This window comes from Goodfellowiella coeruleoviolacea (assembly GCF_024171785.1).
GTDB classification, from domain to species: Bacteria; Actinomycetota; Actinomycetes; order Mycobacteriales; family Pseudonocardiaceae; genus Goodfellowiella; species Goodfellowiella coeruleoviolacea.
The window spans coordinates 125,799-144,387 of record NZ_JAMTCK010000011.1; the positions used below are offsets into that span (position 1 = coordinate 125,799).

The window sequence follows — 18,589 nt, forward strand, 5'->3', positions numbered from 1 at the left end:
CACCGATCCACGTCTCCCGCTGGGCGCCCGTGACGCGCCCGCGGCACAACCGAGGGCTCCCCCGTGTCCGATGCGTTCCTGCGGTGCTCACCGCTGCCCGTTTTCTGGCCCGCTAGCTCCGCGCGCCACCAGCACCCGCTCCTGCCCGGCGACCTGACGACCGGGGCCGCGGGCGGCTGGCTGCTGCGCTCGGCCGGCTGACCGACCCCGGCGGCAGCACCCGGCGGTTCCCGCGAACCGCTGTTCCCGTCCCGTCCACTGACGACAGACGTATTGGTGGTTTCCCATGCCTCAACCAGCTCTGCTCGCCCACGACCTCGTCCGCACCCTGGGCACGCGACGCGTGCTCGACGGCGTCTCCCTCACCGCAGCTCCGGGACACCGGATCGGCCTGATCGGCGAGAACGGGGTGGGCAAGTCGACGTTGTTGCGGCTGCTCGCCGGAACGGACGAGCCCGATTCCGGCAGCGTCGTGCGCCCGGCTGATCTCGGCTTCCTGCACCAGGAAATGCCCTTCGACGCCGGATCGACCATCGCCGACGTGCTCGACGACGCGCTGCGCGACGCCCGCGAGGACCTCGCCGCCCTCGCCAGGCTCACCGAGGAACTCGCGCGGACGTCCCAGGACGCGCCCGGCTACGCCGATCTCCTCGACCGGTACGGCGAGCGGCTTGAGCACGCGCAGGCGCACGCGGCCTGGGACGCCGACCGCCGCGCCGCGATCGTGCTCACCGGGCTCGGTCTCGGGGAGATCCCCTGCGGGCGCACGCTCGGGTCGCTGTCCGGCGGACAGCGCGGCCGGCTCGCACTGGCCGCGCTGTTGACCCGGCGCCCCGCCGCGCTGCTGCTCGACGAACCGACCAACCACCTCGACGACGACGCGGCGGTCTTCCTGGAGGAGCAACTGCGCGAGCTGCCCGGGGTCGTCGTGGTGGCCAGCCACGACCGGGCCTTCCTGGACGCGGTCTGCACCGATCTGATCGATCTCGATCCGGGCTTGGCCGGCCCCACCCGCTACGGCGGCAACTACACCGCCTACCAGGCCGAGCGGCGCGCGGAGCGGGCCCGCTGGGAGCGGCGCTTCGCCGAGGAACAGGAAGAACTCGCCGAGCTGCGCCGCGCGGCGGCCGTGACCGCGCACCAGGTCGCGCCGAACCGCCCCAAGCGGGACAACGAGAAGATGGGCTACGGCCACGCTGGCGGCCGGGTGCAGAACCAGATCTCCCGACGGGTGCGCAACGCCAGCCGCAGGCTTGCGGAACTGGAGCGCACCCAGGTCCGCAAACCGCCGCAGCCCCTCCGGTTCCACCCGACCGCACTCGCCGCCTCCGCCGCCGGCGGAACCCTGCTGTCGCTGCGGGAGGTGTGCGTGCCCAACCGGCTGCGCATCGACCGGCTCGACATCTCAGCCACGGAACGGCTGCTGGTCACCGGGGCGAACGGGGCGGGCAAGTCCACTCTCCTGGCGGTGTTGGCCGGGCAGTTGGAACCCGTCGGCGAGGTGCACCGGCGGCGCGGTCTCACCGTGGGGCTGCTGGCCCAGGACACCGAGTTCGACCGGCCCGACCGCACCGCGCGGCAGACCTACGAGCTGGCTCTCGGTGCGGCGCGTGCCGCGTCCGTCCCGCTGGCTTCCCTCGGTCTGTTGGCGCAGCGGGACCTGGACCGGCCGGTCGGGCACCTGTCGGTCGGTCAACGCCGCCGGCTGGCCCTGGCGCTGCTGGTGGCACGCCCGCCCGAGCTGCTGTTGCTGGACGAGCCCACCAACCACCTGTCCCCGCTGCTCTGCGACGAACTGGAGGAAGCCCTGCGCACGGGGCCCGGCGCGATCGTGGTGGCCAGCCACGACCGGTGGCTGCGATCCCGGTGGCAGGGCAGGGAGATCCGCCTGTGAGCCACGGGATCCGTCGACGCGGGCACCGGAGACCACGCCGGCCGCGGTGACGTGCGCCGACAGCGGCACCCGCCGGTCACCGGGGTGATCGCCGAGCGCCTGAAGCCGCCCCGCACCAGCGCCGCCCCGGCTCCTCATCGAGGTTGCCGGGGGGCGCGGACGACGGCCACCGGGCACGCGGCGTGGTGCAGCACCCCGTGCGCCACCGAACCCAGCAGCATGCCGGCGAACCCGCCCCGGCCGCGGTGGCCCACCACCAGCAGCCGCGCCGCCTGGGCCACGTCGGTCAGCGCCACCACGGGATGGCTGCGCCGGTCGAGCACGAGGGTGTGCACCGCCGGGTACTGCTGGTGCCACGCGGCCAGCTTCTCGGCGAGGTGGGTGGCGATGCGCTGGCCCACCACGTCCCAGTCGGGCAGGGGCGTGGTGTCGATGAAGGTGAACCCGAAGGCGGCCTCCTGCCACGCCTGCACCGCCACCAGGCTCGCCCGGTGCTCGGCCGCCATGCCGAAGGCGAACTCCAGCGCGGCGTCACTGGCCGGCGAGTCGTCCACGCCCACCACCACCGGTCCGGTGGCCTTTCCCCCACCCCGCACCACGACCACCGGGCAGTGGGCGTGCGAGGCCACCGACGTGCTCACCGAGCCGAGCAGCATGCTCGCGAAACCCCCACGCCCCCGCGAGCCAAGCACCACGAGCTGCGATCGCGCCGACCGAGCGAGGAGTTCCTCGACCACGTGCCCGTGGACCACCTCCTCCACCACGTCCACCCCCGGCGACCGCTGCCGGCACTGGTCGGCGGCCTCGTGGGCGGCTGAGGTGGCGTGGTCCTCCCGCTCCGGATCGTCGTTAACCACCAGCACGACCAGTGGCGCCTGGCGCAGTTCCGCCTCTGCCGCGGCCCACAGCGCCGCCGCCACTGCCGGTGCTGACCCGTCCACTCCCACGACAACCGGGTGCGTCATCGTCGTCACGGCGGCTCCGTTCGCCTCACGCCCTGCGGCCGGTGCTCACGGCTGGGGCTGTCGGATCACGACCACGGGGCAGCGCGCGTGCTGGATGCACTGCTGGCTGACCGATCCGAGCAGCGCCCCGGTGAACCCGCCATGCCCCCGGCTGCCCACCACCAGCAGGTCGGCGTCCTCGGACTCGTCCACCAGCGCCCTGGCCGGGTTGCCGTGCACGACCGTCCGGTGCACGGCACCGGCGTCGCCGCCAGCCGCCACTTCCGCCACGGTGTCGGCCAGCTTGCGGGCGGTGGTCCGCTTCGGACTCAGCTCGGGCGGCAGTTCCCAGCCGTAGATCGGTGGCTCGTCCCAGGCCATCACCGCGTTCACGGCGCCTCGGGTGAGTCCGGCCTGCCACAGCGCCCACCGCAGCGCCGCTTTCGACGGCGGGGAACCGTCGACGCCGACGACGATGCGGTACCCGTCCTGCGTGCTCATGTCCTCACCGTGCCGCACAACGGACGGACCGGCCAGCCGATCAGCCGTTCCACCACGCCGACTACCCCAGGCCCGGATTCCGCGTGGTGAGCACGAGAGCCGCGTGGCGGACCAGCGGCTAGACGGCCTCCAGGACGAAGAACAGGAAGCACAGGAAGGCCGACCTGTCCCCGAGTTCGTCGGGGAACAGGTCGCGGGCGCCCGGCGCCGGGGGTGGTTCGCTGATGACGGCGGTGCGGAAACCGGCCGAGGTGAAGGCGTCGGTCATCGCGTGCAGCGGCCGGTGCCAGTACGTGAGCACGGCCTGCTGGCCGCTGAAGGTGTACTCCTCGGACCACCTGACGGTCGCGAAGTAGTCGGCTTCGGGATGGAGCAGCTTGACGATGACGGGGTGGTTGACGGCGATGATCAGCCGGCCGCCGGGCCGCAGCACGCGACGCAACTCGGCCAGCGGCCCGGTCCAGTCCTCCAGGTAGTGCAGCACCAGGGCGACGATGACGTCGTCGAACGCGCCGTCGGGAAACGGCAGCGGGTCGGCCAGGTCGGCGACGTGCAGGGCCGCGTCGGGGCCGAGCCGCCGGCGGGCCAGCTCCACCATCGTGGTGCTGGAGTCGAAGCCGGTCACGATGGCGCCCCGGTCGCGCAGCGCCGCGAACAGGGGGCCGGCGCCGCAGCCGGCGTCGAGGATCCGCCGGCCGGCCACGTCCCCGGCCAAGTCCAGGATCGCGGGTCGCGTGTAGTAGGCGTTGATGAGGCTGTTCTCGGTCTCGGCCGCGTACGCCTCGCCGAAGGTGTCGTAGTCGTTGGCCGCGGCCCCGCCGGCGGATTCGTTGGAACTCTCGGGAATGGCAGGCACGCGGCCCATCCTGGCACCACACTCGTGGGAGTCGACTGAGCGATGTGGACGATCGCGGTCGAGCGGGCCCCGGTCGGGTGAAGCACCGCACGCCTCTTCCCGGTCCAGCGACTGATCAGGCAGAAGGAAGGCAGGACACCACGATGAGCACCGTGATCGCCGGGATCGCCATCCCCGACTCCGCCCTCGCCGCCGAGGCGACCGAACTGGTCCGGGACGCCGCACCGGATCTGCTGTTCCACCACTCCCGCCGGGTGTTCCTGTTCGGCTCGCTGCGGGGACGCCGTCTCGGCCTGACCGCCGACCCGGAACTGCTCTACGTCGGCGCGATGTTCCACGACCTCGGCCTGACCGAGCGGTTTCGCGGCGCGACCCAGCGGTTCGAACTCGACGGCGCTGACGAGGCCCGCCGCTTCCTGGAGTCCCACGGCGTGCCGGCGGAGTCCGTGCGCAAGGTGTGGGAGGGCATCGCCCTGCACACCACCCCCGAAGTGCCGTGGCGCCTGGAACCCGAGGTCGCGCTCGTGACCGCGGGAGTGGAGACCGACGTGCTGGGCATCGGGCGCAGCGAACTGGCCGAGGCCGAGCTGGCGGCGGTCGTGGCGGCGCACCCGCGCCCGGACTTCAAGCGGCGGATCATCCGCGCCTTCGCCGACGGGTTCCGCCACCGCCCGGACTCGACCTTCGGCACCGTCAACGCCGACGTCCTGGAACACCTGGAACCCGGTTTCCGCCACACCGACTTCGTCGAGGTGATCCTCGGCAGCGACTGGCCGGAATAGTGTCGGCGGAGCCAGCGCGGGCCGGGTGATGCCGACCTCGCCCGCGCCCGGCGCCGCGCTTCACCGGCTCGAAGTCGTCCGACGCCGTCCGCCCCCCACCCCTGGCGTCAGCACTCACCGCTTCGACCGAAGGTGGTTCCGCACGAGGGGCAGGAAGAGTTCGTCGACGATCGACTGGATGCGTGCGGGCTCCAACGGCTTGAGGTCCATGAGCATGTCGTGGCGCACCAGGTCGAACGGCATGGTGAGCACGGCTGCGGGGATGCGGTCGAGGTCGATCTCGCCGCGGTCGTGCGCGCGTTCGTAGATGACTCGGACGTGCGGGAGCTGCTGGGCGTCGATGGCCCTGTCGCGGACCTGGGCCGGGGTGAGGCCGGTGTCGGCGAGCAGCCCAGAGAAGGCGGCGGCCGCGGCGATGGCGAAGAAGCCGGCGAGGGCTTCGCTCATGGCTGTCAGCTGGGCGAGCAGGTCGCTGCGCAGGGCACCGGTGTCGGGAACCGCGACCGGGTGGGTGTTGCGGTAGTGCTCGATCGCGGCGAGCACGAACTGGTCCTTGTTGGCCCAGCGGCGGTAGAGCACGGACTCGCTGGTGCGAGCGCGCACCGCGATCGACTCCATCGTCAGGCGGGCGTATCCGACCTCGACCAGCTCGTCCCATCCGGCGGCGAGCAGCGCGGCTTCGAGCTGCTTGCCGTGCCGGCGCCGGCGGACGGGTTCGGACGCCTCGGTGACCACCACCCCACGATAGAAAGCTTTGCCTTTCTTAGCAAGCGTGCCTACGCTGCTTAGAAAGTGATTCCTTTCTTGGATGGGGTTGAGATGACCGAGACGACGAGAACCACGCTGTCGCCGCAGGTGCGCAACGCACTGACGGTGCTGATCGTCGGCGCCGGTCCGACCGGCCTGACGCTGGCCTGCGAACTGGCCCGCAGGGGCGTCTCGTTCCGCCTGATCGAAGCCGCGCCCGGCCCGCGACCCGGCTCGCGCGGCAAGGGCGTCCAGCCGCGCACCCTTGAGGTGTTCGACGATCTCGGCATCGTCGAACGCGTCATCGCCAACGGCCGGATGGCGATGCCGATCCGTTGGACCGCTCCCGACGGCCAGGCGCGGCTGGATGCCGCCGAGACGGTCAAGGCTCGCCCCGACATCCCCTATCCCGCAGGCCTGATCACGCCGGAATGGCGGATCGAGGAAGCCCTGCGGCTGCGGCTGGCGGAACTCGGCGGCGCGGTCGAGTTCGGCACCGCGCTCAGCGGCTTCGAGCAGTCGGACGACGCCGTGTCGGCGGTGGTCGTCACGGATGGCGCGGCCGAGACGGTGACCGCGCGCTGGCTGGTCGGCTGCGACGGCGGCCACAGCACCGTCCGCAAGCGCGCCGGTATCGCTTTCGACGGCGAGACCCACCAGGAGGTGCGGATGATCGTCGCCGATGTCGAGGTCGACGGCCTCGATCGCGACGCCTGGCACATGTGGCGGCATGCGGAGGGTCTGGTCAACCTCTGCCCGCTGCCCTCGACCAACGCCTTCCAGTACCAGGCCGCCATCACGCCGGGACAGGACCCCGCGCTCAGCCTGGCGAACATGCAGGCGATCCTCGAACGGCGCAGCGGCCGCACCGACATCCGCCTGCGCGAACCGGAGTGGTCGTCGCTGTGGCGCGCCAACATCCGCCTCGCCGACCGCTACCGCGAGGGCCGCGTGTTCCTCGCCGGCGACGCGGCGCACGTCCACTCGCCCGCGGGCGGCCAGGGGATGAACACCGGTATCCAGGACGCGCACAACCTCGGCTGGAAGCTCGCGGCGGTCGCCAGGGGCGCCTCGCCAGCGCTGCTCGACAGCTACGAGGCCGAGCGGCGACCGGTCGCGGCCGACGTGCTCGTGCTGTCGACCGCGCGCTTCAAGCAGGCGATCGAGCAGAAGGCCGTTCCCGTCCAGCGCGACGCGAGCACGACCCAACTCAGCGTGGGCTATCGCGACTCCGCCCTGGCCCGCGACGACCGCGACGAGACCGCCCCGCTCCGCGCGGGCGACCGCGCCCCCGACGCGACCAGGCTGGTGACGGTGGAAGGCGAACGCCGGCTGTTCGACCTGACCCGCGGCGGGCACTTCACGTTGCTGGGCTTCGGGCCCACGCCCGCACTCGACGCCGCTCCGTTCGACCTCAGGACTTTCCACGTCGTCGGACAACCGGCCGGCCCCGACGACGTCGCCGACACCGAAGGCCATCTCGCCCGCGCCTACGGCGCGACCGACCGCACCCTCGTGCTGATCCGTCCCGACGGCTGTGTCGCGCTGATCTCCGACGCCGGTGACGTCTCGACGGTATCCGACTACCTCGCCGCGATCGGCTGAGCCGATCGGGTGCCATCACGGCGACCAGCGCACCGGGGATGCCCGGTATCGCCACCGCCACCACCGCAACGGTCGGGCTAGCTGGTGGTGTTGCCGGCGGTGTGCAGGCGCTGCTCGCCGGCGGGGATGGTGCAGGGTGCGCCCCCGGCGTTGGTCAGGCCGGCTGGCTGCAGGGTCCACGCTTCGCTGGAGTTGTCGCCGTCGTAGTCGGAGATCAGGTGGTTGTAGGCGAAGCGGTTGTGGTACGAGGCGCACTGGCGGGTGCCCACCTCGGGGTTCGCCTTGAGGCAGGCGGCGTCGCAGAACTCGTCGCGGTAGAAGCCGGCCCGTCCGGTTCGGGTGAAGGTGTTGTCCTCCACCGTGTTGAAGTTGCTGCGGTCGCGGATCTTCACCGGATCGCCGTTGATGTGGGAGAACCGGTTGGCGCTCATGGTGTTGCCTGAGCTGAAGTGCGTCACGTACAGGCCGTGGATATGGCCGCCGTAGTTGCCGTGGTTCTCGATGTTGACGAAGTGGTTGTTGGTGATCCTGTTGCCCGAGGAGTTGGTCAGCACGATCGCGCCGTAGCCGTAGCAGGTCGCGCCGCACGGTGCCCACTTGCTACCCAGGTGCGTGAACACCATGCCGAAGAAGGTGTTCCCGTTCAGCCCCTTGCTGCCGGGCTTGCGCATCGGCGGGGAGTACGTGTCGTCGCTGATGTCGCGCTCGGAGTCGCCGTGCACCGACACCGCGCCCGCCGAGTAGTACTCGACCTGGAGGTAGTAGAAGCGCAGGCCGCTGTCGCCGCCGTCGTAGAGCGGGTCGGTCTGGTCCCTGGGCAGTCGAGGTTGGAGCCAGTAGCCACTGGGCAGGTCGGCCGCGTTGCGGAAGACCGGCCGGCCGGCGATGCCGTCCTGGCCTTCGCCGTACTGGTAGTCGATCGGCAGGAACGAGATGGTGTGGCCGGGAACGTAGAAGCGCCAGTCGTGCATGGGTGGCGCCACGTACGTGCCCTGCTTGATCCTGACCTCCACGTCAGTGCTGGGTTTCGCGCCGCGCAGCACGTCCTGGACCCGCACCAGGCTGCGCACCGCGGTGGTGGGGCTCAGCCCGTCCGCGCTGTCCGAACCGGTGGGCGACATGTACACGGTGAAGACGTCCGCCGCGTGCGCGGTTCCACCGCTGAGGCACGTGGCGGCGAGCACGGCACCGACGAGCAGCGAGCCGATACGCATACCATTCCTTCCCAGGAACACCATGTCCGGGCACGCTTCCGGGCGAAGCGACCAGGCAACGCTACGACGGCGCGTCGCGGGTGCTGAAGCCTTTCCACCCGCGCTGAAAGGGTCCTTCCGGCAACAGGTTTCCGGGTTCGACCAGCTGTCCTGTCCTCGGCTGCCCGTGTCCCTCGTGCGGGGACCTCCGGGATCCCGCACGAGGGACACCGCCACGAATCACGCCGCACCGAGCGCGCCCCGCTCGCCGAGACCGTCACCTTCCTCGACGGCTGAGCGGTGCCGAGGGACTCGGACGCACGCCGCGGGCGGCGCCCGAGCCCGGTCCGGCTACGTCGGGTTCTCCGCCAGCAGGGCGAGCCCGAGCGAGGTGATGGAGTGCAACACGGACTGGCCGTTCTGCCTGCTGGCGACCAGACCGGCGGCCCGCAGCGCGGACGCCTGCTGGCTGGCCGTGGACAGGGTGGTGTCCGTGCGGCGGGCCACCTCGCTGGTGGTGCAGGGGCCGTCACCGATGGCCGCGAGCACCTTGGCCCGGGTCCGGCCGAGCAGCGAGGCCAGTGGCCGGCGTGCGTCGCCACCCAGTGACCAGCCCGCGTCGTGCTGGATCGGGTACACCAGGACCGGGTCCAGGTCGCCGTCGAAGAACGTCGTCGGCAGGCCCCAGCAGAAGAAGGACGGCACCAACTGCAGGCCCCGGCCGTCCAGGTGCAGTTCGTGCTCGACCGGATAACCCAGCTCCAGCACGGGATAGCGCCACCGGGCCGTGGGGTGCAGCTCGGCGAGCAGGCGCTCGCAACCGCCGTCCGCCATCAACCTCGCCTGCCGGACGCGTTCCTGGTCGACGCGGGCGCGCACGCCTTTCCAGTGCGGGGCCAGGCAGGTGGCGAAGTAGCGGTCGGCCGCGTCGGCGAGCCGGACCAGTGGTTCACTGCGTCCCTCGGCCAGTGCGGTCGTCCACGACGGCAGCCGCCGGTTGCCGGCCAACACCGACAGGTCCCGGCGCACCCGGCGCCGGGGCGTGCGGCGCAGCGCTTCCAACCCGTCGGCGAGGGAGACCTCCCTGGTCATCGGGGTGAGGAAGTCCACGGCGTAACCGGACACCGGCGCCAGGTCGGTCAGCAGTCGGGTCGCCGCCGGCGCCCTGGGACCGACCGACCTCCGCCACTCCTCGAACACGACGCCGCTCTCCCGCCGGCGCAGCCGGTGCAGGCTGAGCAGCAGCTCCCACATCGGGTGTGGTGCCGGGCTGATCCTTGTTCTGGCCAGATCCTCGGGAGTGAAGTGGATCCTCAGCACCGGGTACTCCTAGGGCCAGCGCAGCGCGCCCAGCGCGACCGGTCCCGTGGCGGGCACCCCGATCGCGGCGGCCACGTCGGCGGGCAGTGCCGCCCCGGCGGTCTCCGCCGGGCTGCCCGGGACCAGCCGGTAGTCGCCGGCGACGAAGTAGCTGGTCTCCTGGTAGCTGCCGTGCGTGTCGCGGCCGGTGGCGCGGAACGCGGGCAGCGACGCGTAGGCGGAGTAGCCGGTGTCCGCGGCGTGCACCCAGTTCACCAGGGTGGCCGGCTGGGTGGCCCTGGCGCGGTAGTAGCCGTTGTTGTCCATCTGGCCGGCCGGGATCATGCCGGCCGCACCGGGCCGCTTGCCCGAGGACACCGGGTTGCCGTCGACGGTGTCGACCAGTGGCGTGGTCGCGGTGCCCGCCGCGAAGATGTTGTTCACCAGGGTCACGTCGGCCGTGTCGTAGGTGATCCCCAGTGCTGCGTCCGCCGGCAGCGGGCAGTTGTTCGCGTCGTTGGTGCACCCCGCCTTCGGCCTCGGGTCCTCGGCGACCAGCAGGGCCTGACCGTTGTCGGCGAAGGTGTTGTTGTAGGTCCGGACGTGGTTGGCGCCACTGATCTTCAGCCCGGTCGAGGTGTTGCCCACGGCCAGGTTCGACGCGATCAGGCCCTGGCTGGAGACCTCGTAGTACAGGCCGTGCTTGGTGTTGTTCCTGGCCGTGTTGCGCACGATCGTCACCCGGTAGCAGGCCAGGTCGCACCAGAACCCGGTGCCGTGGTTGTCGGCGAACACGTTGTCGCTGATCACCGAGTCGTGCAGGAAGGTCGCCTTCATGCCGGCGCCGGCCAGGCTGTTGCCCTGCAACCCGGTGTCCTCCAGGTTGTTGGCGACGACCTGGTTGCCCCGCAGCGTCAGGTTGCTCGCCCGGTTGGAGAGCAGACCGTTGGAACCGTTGCGGGTGATGGTGTTGCCGATCGCCCGGACGTTGGACGCGTGCAGTGCCATGCCCGCCGCCGCGTTCAACGTCACCGTGTTGTTCTCGAAGACCGTTCCGCTGGCCTGGGTGATCAGCGCCGCCGGGTGCTTGCTGTAGTTCAGGCTCGTCGCGTACTGCGCGAAACCGAGCCCGCGCACCACCGAGTTCTCCGCGCCGGCCATGAAGTGCAGCGCGTAGGACTTGTCCGCGATCTCGACGGTGTGCCCGGCCGGGTTCTGGCCGAGGAAGATCTGGAACTTCACGCTGTCCCAGTAGAAGGAGTTCGCGCCGACCTTGGCCAGCGCGTCCACCTGGGTCTGCGGCGTGCCGTCGACGAACACCATCTCCGGGTCGCCGCCGATCGGGTTGGCGGCGGTGAGGTCCGCCGGGTTCACCACGCACGGGTTGGCCGTGCCGAGCACGTTCTTGGTCAGGCACATGTCGGTCGGCTGCCAGTTGTCCAGCCGCCACCGGGCGCCGTCCGCGACGAAGCTCGCCGGCGAGACCACCGAGCTTCCCTTGAACCACGCCTGTTCACCGGGATAGGGCTGCAGCGTGATCGGCTTGACGATCGCGCCCAGGTTCTCCCGGTAGACCCCCTCGCGCAGCACGATCGTGGTCATCGTGCCGGCGGTGGCACGCCGGAGCGCCTGCTTGACCGTCTTCAGCGGCTGGGCTTCCGTGCCCGGCCACGAGTCGTTCCCCGCGGTGGCCGACACGATGATCGCGTTCGACGGTACCGGGTCTGCGTTCGGCGCCACCAGGCCGACCGCCGACATGAGCATTCCCGCCATCAGGACACGTAACAACGACGTTCCCCCTCTGCCCGGGTCGGTCGCACACCGACCCCCGTCCAAGCCCCTGCGGGCATTCCCCAGTTCCGGGCGGCCCGATGCTAGGGCAGGGCGGGGTCCGTCGACAGCGTCGTACGCACAAATACCGCCAAAGTTTGGTCTCGCGTACGGCCAGGGTTTGAACTCGGCACAGCACTGTTCGGGCGAGCAGCAGGCGTGCTCGCCCGAACAGTCCAACCGCGTTGGTCAGTACGAGCAGCCCGAGGTGGGCAGGCTGGACGGCGCCGGCGGGTTCTGGCCGTCGTAGATGGCCAGCAGCAGCCGCTGCGGGCAGTGGCTGGTGCTGCCGATCTTGATGCCGAAGTGCAGGTGCGGACCGGTCGAGTTGCCGGTGCTGCCGGTGTAGCCCACCAGCTGCCCCGCGGTGACCGCCGCACCCGCCGCCACCACCTGCTGGGACAGGTGGCAGTAGATGTAGCGGACGCCGGCCGCGGTCACCACGACTCCCTTGCCGCACGAGCTGTCGTTGACCAGGCTCGCGGTGCCGGCGGTGACGGCGAGCGCACGGGTGCCCGTGCCGACCGGCAGGTCGATCGCGGGATAGTCGTGGTGCGGGTCGTCGTACTCGCTGCGCGGCAGCGCGGTGCGGGGCAGCGGCAGGGACCACCCGTTGACGGTCGGGGTGCCGCCGATGAGCCACTGCCAGGTGGTGGCGTCCACCAGCGATGTCGCGGCGAGGCCGTGCTTGGTCTTGAAGTCGGTCACCGCGCTGGCGGTGCCCGTGCCGAACACCCCGTCCGCGGTCAGCGCGTAGCCGTGCCGCACCAGCTGGTGCTGGGCCGCGGTGACCGCGTCGCCGCGTGCCCCGCTGTCCACCTGCACCACGAGCTTCGCCCACGTCAGCGGGCCCACGATGCCGTCGGCGTCCAGGCCCTGCGCGGTCTGGAAGGCCTTTGTCGCGGCCTGGGTCTGCGGACCGAAGATGCTGTCGGCGGTGATCTGCGCGCCGTGCGCGCGCAACAGGTACTGCGCGGACGCCACCTCGGGCCCGGTGTCACCCGAGTCCACCAGGGGCCACGCCGGAGGTGCCGCCGCGCTCGCGGTGCCGACGCCCAACCCCACCAACGCCAGCGCCGCGACCAGAACCGCCATCAATCGCGCCATGTCACTCCTTCCCGGATCGGACAGGGCCGAAACGCTATTGCGGCCGCCCAGGGCCGCGGAAACCTTTTCACCACGGCGGAAACGCTTCCGGTTCGCTCCGGCGCGCCCATAGCCTGCCGGCTTCCGCCGGAAGGAGCGCGATGAGGAATTCGTTGTGGCGCACCGGGTTCGCCGGAGTTGCCTCGGCAGTGCTGGCCATCGGGCTGGCGCAGCCGTCGGCAGCGGCCGGCACCGCACTGCGCACGATCACCTACCAGGGCTACCAGATCGATGTTCCCGCCACGTGGCGCGTGGTGGACCTGGCCGCGAACCCGCGGGCCTGCGTCCGGTTCGACACCGAGACCGTGTACCTGGGCCACCAGGTCGAGGAACCGGAGTGCCCAGCGAAGCTCGTCGGACGCAGCGTCGGGCTGGTGCTCGAACCGCTCGCCGCGGTGCCGCCCGAGCAGGTGCACGACGGCATCGTGCCCGCCCTGCCGGGTACGGCCGTGCCGCCGGAGGACACCCCCTCCCGGGACGGCACCATCCAGGTCGCCGTCGAGGACACCGGGGTGCTGGTCACCGCGGCGCACACCGAGGACACCGAGTCCGCGGTGCGCCAGGTGCTGAACAGCGCGCGCCTGGTGCCGGGCGGCACGCGCAGCCAACTGTCCACTGTGTCCGAACGAGCCGCCGAAGCGCAGTCGATCACCGCCCCCGGAACCTACCTGGGCAAGGGGTTCGACGTGTGCTCGGCGCCCTCGCAGGCGACCATGGACGCGTGGCGGGCCTCACCGTACCGGGCGATCGGCATCTACAGCAGCGGCGGCCTGCGCGCGTGCACCCAGCCCAACCTCACCCCGACGTGGGTGGCCAACCAGTCCGCCAAGGGCTGGCGGTTCATCCTGACCGACGTGGGACGACAGGCTCCGTGCACGGGTTTCCGGCTCAGGATGTCCACCGACCCGGCCACCGCGCGGCAGCAGGGCCGGGACGCCGCCGCCGAGGCCATCGCCAGCGCGGTCGGGCTGGGCTTCGGCAGCGGCAGCGCGATCTACAGCGACATCGAGGCCTATTCGGACAACGCTGCCTGCCGGGCCAGCGTGCTGTCGTACGTCAGCGGCTGGACCGAAGCGCTGCACGCCAAGGGGTGGCTGTCCGGCGTCTACTCCAGCGGGGCCTCCGGCATCCGCGATCTGGCGAACGCCTACACCAACCCCAGCTACACCCGACCGGACCACATCTGGTTCGCCTGGTGGAACGACAGGGCCGACGTGGACGCCGGTTCCTACGCACCGGCCTCGGCCTGGGCCCACCACCAGCGCATCCACCAGTACGCCGGTGACGTCCCGGAGACCTGGGGCGGGGTCCGCATCGCCGGGATCGACCGCAACTACCTCGATGTCGGCCAACCAGGGCCTTGCGACGCGGTGAGCCTGGACTTCACCAGCTATCCCACGCTCCAGCCGGCCGCGACCGGGAACGCGGTCAAGGCGGCGCAGTGCCTGCTCGCGGTCGAGCCGACCGGGACCTTCGACGCGGCCAGTGTCGCCGCGGCCACGGCGTTCCAGCAGCGAACCGGGTTGGCGGCGACCGGCGTGGTCGACGCGCGCACCTGGACCGCGCTGCTGTCCACAGGGGACACTCCACTGCTGAAGCAGGGCTCAACCGGCGCGGCGGTGAGCCGGCTGCAGCGCGCGCTGACCGCCGCGCTCGGCACCGCGCTCGGCATTGACGGCGACTTCGGGCCGAACACCGACAAGGCGGTGCGCGACTACCAGGGCTCGCGCGGCCTCGGCGTGGACGGCGTCGTCGGCCCGGCCACCTGGAGTGCGCTGCAGGCGGGCAGGTGACCCGGGTCCGCGGGTGGCGCCGGGCAACCGGCGCCACCCCGGCCGGACGTTTCCACGTAGCCGGAAACGCTTGTCCGGCCTGGACCGGGCTGCCTAGCGTCCCGCGGGTGGCAACGCACAGATCCGTGGTATTGGGAGTTATCGCGGCCACCGCTCTCCTTGGTTTCCCGGCCGCGCCAGCGAGCGCGGCGGCAGCACCGGGAGCGGCGACCAGAGCCGACGTGAACGGGGACGGCATCGCCGACCTCGTCCTGTCCACCGGTGCGCGGCTGACCTACAGCGGCGACACCGCCCTGCTACCGAACGACCTCGGCGGCTCCGTCCAGGTGATCCCCGGTGGGACGACACCGCCCGGCGCGCCGGCCGCCCTGGTCAACCAGAACACCACCGGCGTCGGGCTGGGCATGGAGGCCGACGACAAGTTCGGTGCCGCGCTCGCGACCGGCGACTTCAACGGCGACGCCCTCGCCGACGTCGCGATCGGCAACCCCGACGAATCGCTGAACGGTCTGGACAACGCCGGATCGGTGTCCATTCTGTACGGTCAGCGCACCGCGCCCTACCTCAGAACGCTGTCCGGCGCGCTCAACACCATCAACCAGGACACCGCTGACGTGCCCGGCGGGATGGAGGCCGGTGACCTGTTCGGTGCGGCGCTCGCCTCCGGTGACTTCAACGGCGACGGCTACGCCGATCTGGCCGTCGGCGCACCGGGTGAGGCGATCGAGACCAAGGCGCGCGCCGGCGCGGTCTGGATCTTCTACGGTGGTGGCGCCGGACTCACCACCCGCAACGTGATCGCCCCCAACCAGGACGACGAGAACCTCGCCGGCGTGGCCGAGGCCGACGACCTGATGGGCTTCGCGCTCGCCGCCGGCGACGTGACCGGCGACAACCGGGACGACCTCGCCGTGCTGTCCGCCGGTGAGGTGATCAACGGGACCACCGGTGCCACCGGTGCGGTGCACCTGCTGCACAGCTCGGCCAGCGGACTGACCACGGCCGGCTCGTCGTACGTGAGCGTGGGCAACGCCGCCACCGAGGGGAAGTGGCGCAGCCTGGTGATCGGCCGGTTCCACGGCGGGGCCAACGCCGACCTGGTGGTGCAGGCCGAACGCCGCCGAGGCGGCCCGGCCAACTCCGGGGCCCTGGTCGCCGTGCGCGGCGGTGCCGCCGGCCTGACCACCACCGTCCAGGTGATCGACCAGGACACCGCGGGCATCCCCGGCTCGGCCGAGGCGAACGACCTGTTCGGCGGTTCCCTGGCCGTCGGTGACCTCGACGGCGACTCCGTCGACGACCTGGCCGTGGGCGTGCTCAGGGAGAACGACCGCACGGGCGCGCTGTGCCTGCTGCGGGGCGGTGCCGCCGGACTGCTGACCGCGGCCGGCACCGGGGTCGGTGAGAACACCGCCCCGATCAACGCCACCGAACAGGTGGGTGAGGGGTTCGGCTACGGCCTGCGCGTGCTCGACATCACCGGTGACGGCACGCCCGAACTGGTCGTGGCCGCTCCGTGGGAGAACGGCTCGCTGCAGGGCGGCGCGCTGTTCGTGCTCAGCACCGCGCTCTCCGGAACCGCGCTGACCGTGACCGGCTCGCGCCAGCTCACCCGCGCCGACATCGGCACCGCCTCCGGCTACGGGCCGGGCGCGCCGATCGCGGGCGGCGCGCACGTGCTCAACGACAACCTGGACTCGCCACGCTAGGGGGACGGACATGACCAAGGTCAACCGCCGCATCTTCGTTCTCGGCGGCCTCGCCGCCGCCAGCACACTGGCACTGAGCCGACCGGCCTCGGCCGCCCTGGCCTTCCCGTTCAACCTCGGCGTCGCCTCGGGCGATCCCCTGCCGGACGGGGTCGTGCTGTGGACCCGGCTCGCGCTGGCGCCGCTGAACGCGGACGGGCAGGGTGGCATGCCCAACCAGTCGATCCCGGTGGAGTGGCAGGTCGCCACCGACGACAAGTTCACCAGCATCGTGCGCAGCGGGACGGTGACCGCGACCTACGCCGACGCCCACTCGGTCCACGTGGAGGTGGACGGGCTGCAACCCGACTACGAGTACTACTACCGGTTCCGCGCGGAGGGGCACATCTCCCCGGTCGGCCGCACCCGCACCGCACCCGCGCTGGACGTGGTCGGCCGCGACCTGCTGATGGCGTTCACCTCGTGCGCGCACTACGAGTCCGGGTACTACACGGTGTACCGGCGGATGGCCGAGGAGCGGCCGGACCTGGTCCTGCACCTGGGCGACTACATCTACGAGGACGGCGCCAGCTCCGGCGAGGGCGTGGTTCGCTCGCACGCGGGCGGTGAACTGGTCAGCCTGGCCGACTACCGGCGGCGCTACGCCCAGTACAAGAGCGACGTGGACCTGCAGGCCGCCCACGCGGCCGCGCCCTGGCTGGTCGTGCCGGACGACCACGAGGTGGAGAACAACTACGCCAACATGGTCCGCAACGACAACAGCCCGGCGCTCGACCTCACCGGGTGGAAGAACCGCAGGGCCGCGGCCTACCGCGCGTACTACGAGAACATGCCGCTGCGCGGGCCGGCCAAGCCCAACGGGGCGGACATCCTGCTGTACCGCCGGGTGCGCTGGGGCCAGCTGGCCACCTTCCACATGCTCGACACCCGCCAGTACCGGGACGACCAGGCGTGCGGCGACGGCACCAAGTACTGCCCGGAGGCCGGTGACCCCAGGCGCAGCCTGCCGGGCATCACCCAGGAGAACTGGCTGCTCGACGGGCTGGCACAGCGCAACGGCGTCTGGGACGTGATCGGCCAGCAGGTGTTCTTCGCCAGGCGGGCCAACGCCAGCGACGCCGTCAGCATGGACGCCTGGGACGGCTACCCGGCCTCCCGCGACCGCATCCAGAAGGGCTGGGTGCAGCGCGGCGTCCGCAATCCGGTGGTGCTCACCGGCGACGTGCACCGGGCGTGGGCCAACGACCTCAAGGTGGACTTCGCCAACCCGGCCGCACCGGTCGTCGGCACCGAGCTGGTCACCAGTTCGGTCAGCTCCGGCGGTGACGGCACGGCCAGCACGACCATCCCCGACGCGGCCTACAACCCGCACCTGAAGTTCTACTCCCAGCGGCGCGGCTACGTCCGCGCCAAGGTCAGCCAGACCAGGATGGACGTGGACTTCCGGGCCGTTGACAAGATCACCACGCGAGGGGCCGCGGTGAGCACGCTGCGGTCGTTCGTCATCGAGGAGGGCCGCCCAGGTCTGCAGAACCCCTGAGCACCCGTGCGCCCGTGGTCGGGGTCGGTGGGCCGCCGCCGGCTCCCCCACCCCGGTCACGGCCAGGGATCGATCCGGGAAATCCGCGTCGTCACCCGCCATCAGCCCATCACGAGTTGTAGCCTCGTACACACGCTCGGTGGTGACGGAGGGAGGGCGGCGTGGGGTTCGTCCGGGAGTTCCTCCGCGATCCGCGGCGCACCGGCGCCGTGGCGCCCAGCACGCCCTGGGCGGCGCGGACGCTCGTGGCCGAGGCCGACCCCGCTGGCGCGCGCGTCGTGGTGGAGGTGGGCGCGGGAACCGGCGCCATCACCAACGTCCTGCTCCCCCGGGTGCCGCCGGGCGGGCACCTGCTGGCCGTGGAGGTGAACCCGGTCTTCGCCGCCCGGCTGCGGCGGCGGTTCGGGGCCGATGAGGTCGCCGTGGTGTGCGCCTCCGCGGTGCACCTGCGCGCGGCCCTGGCCGAGCACGGGGTGTCCAGTGTGGACCGGGTGATCAGCGCGCTGCCGTGGACGACCATGCCGGACGGCCAGCAGGAGGACATCCTGGCCGCGGTGGCCGGGGTGTTGGCCAGCGACGGCCGGTTCAGCACGCTGCTGTGCCGGCACCGGATCGGCTCGGCCGGCGCGCGGCGCTTCCTGGACCTGCTGCACCGCCACTTCGGCAGGGTGTGGTCCGGCCGGACGGTGTGGGCCGCGGTCCCGCCGTTGGTCGCCTACCACTGCGCGGACCCCGTGCGAGGAGGCTGAG

At 71.7% G+C, this 18,589-nt stretch carries 15 protein-coding genes; 7 read left to right on the forward strand and 8 right to left on the reverse strand.

The genetic code is table 11. From position 1 onward, the window contains the following. The first annotated feature begins 286 nt into the window (after positions 1 to 286). The gene (locus LX83_RS23425; protein WP_253774938.1) at positions 287 to 1,894 is read left to right on the forward strand and encodes an ABC-F family ATP-binding cassette domain-containing protein; all 1,608 of its coding nucleotides are present in this window, start codon (positions 287 to 289) and stop codon (positions 1,892 to 1,894) included. Between the two features lie 134 nt (positions 1,895 to 2,028). Here the strand turns inward: LX83_RS23425 and LX83_RS23430 are convergent, their stop codons facing one another. From LX83_RS23430 to LX83_RS23440, 3 genes are all read right to left on the reverse strand, one after another. After that, positions 2,029 to 2,859, reverse strand: coding sequence for a universal stress protein (locus LX83_RS23430; protein ID WP_253775195.1), 831 nt, complete (start codon positions 2,857 to 2,859; stop codon positions 2,029 to 2,031). 45 nt (positions 2,860 to 2,904) lie between these two features. Further along, complete coding sequence (locus LX83_RS23435) at positions 2,905 to 3,339, reverse strand: universal stress protein (protein WP_253774940.1); 435 nt, start codon at positions 3,337 to 3,339, stop codon at positions 2,905 to 2,907. A gap of 118 nt (positions 3,340 to 3,457) precedes the next feature. Beyond that, a complete protein-coding gene (locus tag LX83_RS23440; protein WP_253774942.1) occupies positions 3,458 to 4,195 on the reverse strand; it encodes a class I SAM-dependent methyltransferase in 738 nt (245 codons plus the stop codon). Between the two features lie 143 nt (positions 4,196 to 4,338). On the opposite strand from LX83_RS23440, the gene LX83_RS23445 reads away from it, so the two are divergent. Continuing rightward, entirely contained in the window at positions 4,339 to 4,977 is a 639-nt protein-coding gene (locus tag LX83_RS23445) for an HD domain-containing protein (RefSeq protein WP_253774944.1), read from the forward strand. 114 nt (positions 4,978 to 5,091) lie between these two features. On the opposite strand, the gene LX83_RS23450 is transcribed toward LX83_RS23445, so the two are convergent. Continuing rightward, positions 5,092 to 5,712: a TetR/AcrR family transcriptional regulator gene (locus LX83_RS23450; RefSeq protein ID WP_253774946.1), complete on the reverse strand. Its 621-nt coding sequence runs from the start codon at positions 5,710 to 5,712 to the stop codon at positions 5,092 to 5,094. Between the two features lie 84 nt (positions 5,713 to 5,796). Between LX83_RS23450 and LX83_RS23455 the strand changes: the two genes are divergently transcribed. After that, positions 5,797 to 7,329 carry an FAD-dependent oxidoreductase gene (locus LX83_RS23455; RefSeq protein WP_253774948.1) on the forward strand — a complete coding sequence of 511 codons (1,533 nt, stop codon included), beginning with the start codon at positions 5,797 to 5,799 and terminating at the stop codon, positions 7,327 to 7,329. A 77-nt stretch (positions 7,330 to 7,406) separates the two neighbouring features. On the opposite strand, the gene LX83_RS23460 is transcribed toward LX83_RS23455, so the two are convergent. The 4 genes from LX83_RS23460 to LX83_RS23475 all read right to left on the reverse strand — a co-directional run bounded on the left by LX83_RS23460 (position 7,407) and on the right by LX83_RS23475 (position 12,758). Then, positions 7,407 to 8,543, reverse strand: coding sequence for a right-handed parallel beta-helix repeat-containing protein (locus tag LX83_RS23460; protein ID WP_253774950.1), 1,137 nt, complete (start codon positions 8,541 to 8,543; stop codon positions 7,407 to 7,409). Positions 8,544 to 8,873: 330 nt separating this feature from the next. After that, positions 8,874 to 9,842 carry an ArsR/SmtB family transcription factor gene (locus LX83_RS23465; protein WP_253774952.1) on the reverse strand — a complete coding sequence of 323 codons (969 nt, stop codon included), beginning with the start codon at positions 9,840 to 9,842 and terminating at the stop codon, positions 8,874 to 8,876. A 9-nt stretch (positions 9,843 to 9,851) separates the two neighbouring features. Next, entirely contained in the window at positions 9,852 to 11,594 is a 1,743-nt protein-coding gene (locus tag LX83_RS23470; RefSeq protein ID WP_253774954.1) for a right-handed parallel beta-helix repeat-containing protein, read from the reverse strand. A gap of 246 nt (positions 11,595 to 11,840) precedes the next feature. Further along, entirely contained in the window at positions 11,841 to 12,758 is a 918-nt protein-coding gene (locus tag LX83_RS23475) for a peptidoglycan-binding protein (protein ID WP_253774957.1), read from the reverse strand. A 140-nt stretch (positions 12,759 to 12,898) separates the two neighbouring features. Between LX83_RS23475 and LX83_RS23480 the strand changes: the two genes are divergently transcribed. The 4 genes from LX83_RS23480 (at position 12,899) to LX83_RS23495 (ending at position 18,588) form a co-directional block, all read left to right on the forward strand. Beyond that, positions 12,899 to 14,590, forward strand: coding sequence for a glycoside hydrolase domain-containing protein (locus LX83_RS23480; protein ID WP_253774959.1), 1,692 nt, complete (start codon positions 12,899 to 12,901; stop codon positions 14,588 to 14,590). 221 nt (positions 14,591 to 14,811) lie between these two features. Continuing rightward, positions 14,812 to 16,299, forward strand: a complete 1,488-nt coding sequence (locus LX83_RS23485; RefSeq protein ID WP_253774961.1) for a hypothetical protein — start codon at positions 14,812 to 14,814, stop codon at positions 16,297 to 16,299. 10 nt (positions 16,300 to 16,309) lie between these two features. Continuing rightward, entirely contained in the window at positions 16,310 to 17,839 is a 1,530-nt protein-coding gene (locus tag LX83_RS23490; RefSeq protein ID WP_253774963.1) for an alkaline phosphatase D family protein, read from the forward strand. 161 nt (positions 17,840 to 18,000) lie between these two features. After that, positions 18,001 to 18,588, forward strand: a complete 588-nt coding sequence (locus LX83_RS23495) for a class I SAM-dependent methyltransferase (protein WP_253774965.1) — start codon at positions 18,001 to 18,003, stop codon at positions 18,586 to 18,588. Position 18,589 lies beyond the last annotated feature (1 nt).

Bases quoted from the DNA above. Each gene is read 5' to 3' on its own strand.
- LX83_RS23425 (WP_253774938.1), top strand. From the start codon at position 287: ATGCCTCAACCAGCTCTGCTCGCCCACGACCTCGTCCGCACCCTGGGC.
- LX83_RS23430 (WP_253775195.1), bottom strand. From the start codon at position 2,859: ATGACGCACCCGGTTGTCGTGGGAGTGGACGGGTCAGCACCGGCAGTG.
- LX83_RS23435 (WP_253774940.1), bottom strand. From the start codon at position 3,339: ATGAGCACGCAGGACGGGTACCGCATCGTCGTCGGCGTCGACGGTTCC.
- LX83_RS23445 (WP_253774944.1), top strand. From the start codon at position 4,339: ATGAGCACCGTGATCGCCGGGATCGCCATCCCCGACTCCGCCCTCGCC.
- LX83_RS23455 (WP_253774948.1), top strand. From the start codon at position 5,797: ATGACCGAGACGACGAGAACCACGCTGTCGCCGCAGGTGCGCAACGCA.
- LX83_RS23460 (WP_253774950.1), bottom strand. From the start codon at position 8,543: ATGCGTATCGGCTCGCTGCTCGTCGGTGCCGTGCTCGCCGCCACGTGC.
- LX83_RS23470 (WP_253774954.1), bottom strand. From the start codon at position 11,594: ATGGCGGGAATGCTCATGTCGGCGGTCGGCCTGGTGGCGCCGAACGCA.
- LX83_RS23475 (WP_253774957.1), bottom strand. From the start codon at position 12,758: ATGGCGCGATTGATGGCGGTTCTGGTCGCGGCGCTGGCGTTGGTGGGG.
- LX83_RS23480 (WP_253774959.1), top strand. From the start codon at position 12,899: ATGAGGAATTCGTTGTGGCGCACCGGGTTCGCCGGAGTTGCCTCGGCA.
- LX83_RS23490 (WP_253774963.1), top strand. From the start codon at position 16,310: ATGACCAAGGTCAACCGCCGCATCTTCGTTCTCGGCGGCCTCGCCGCC.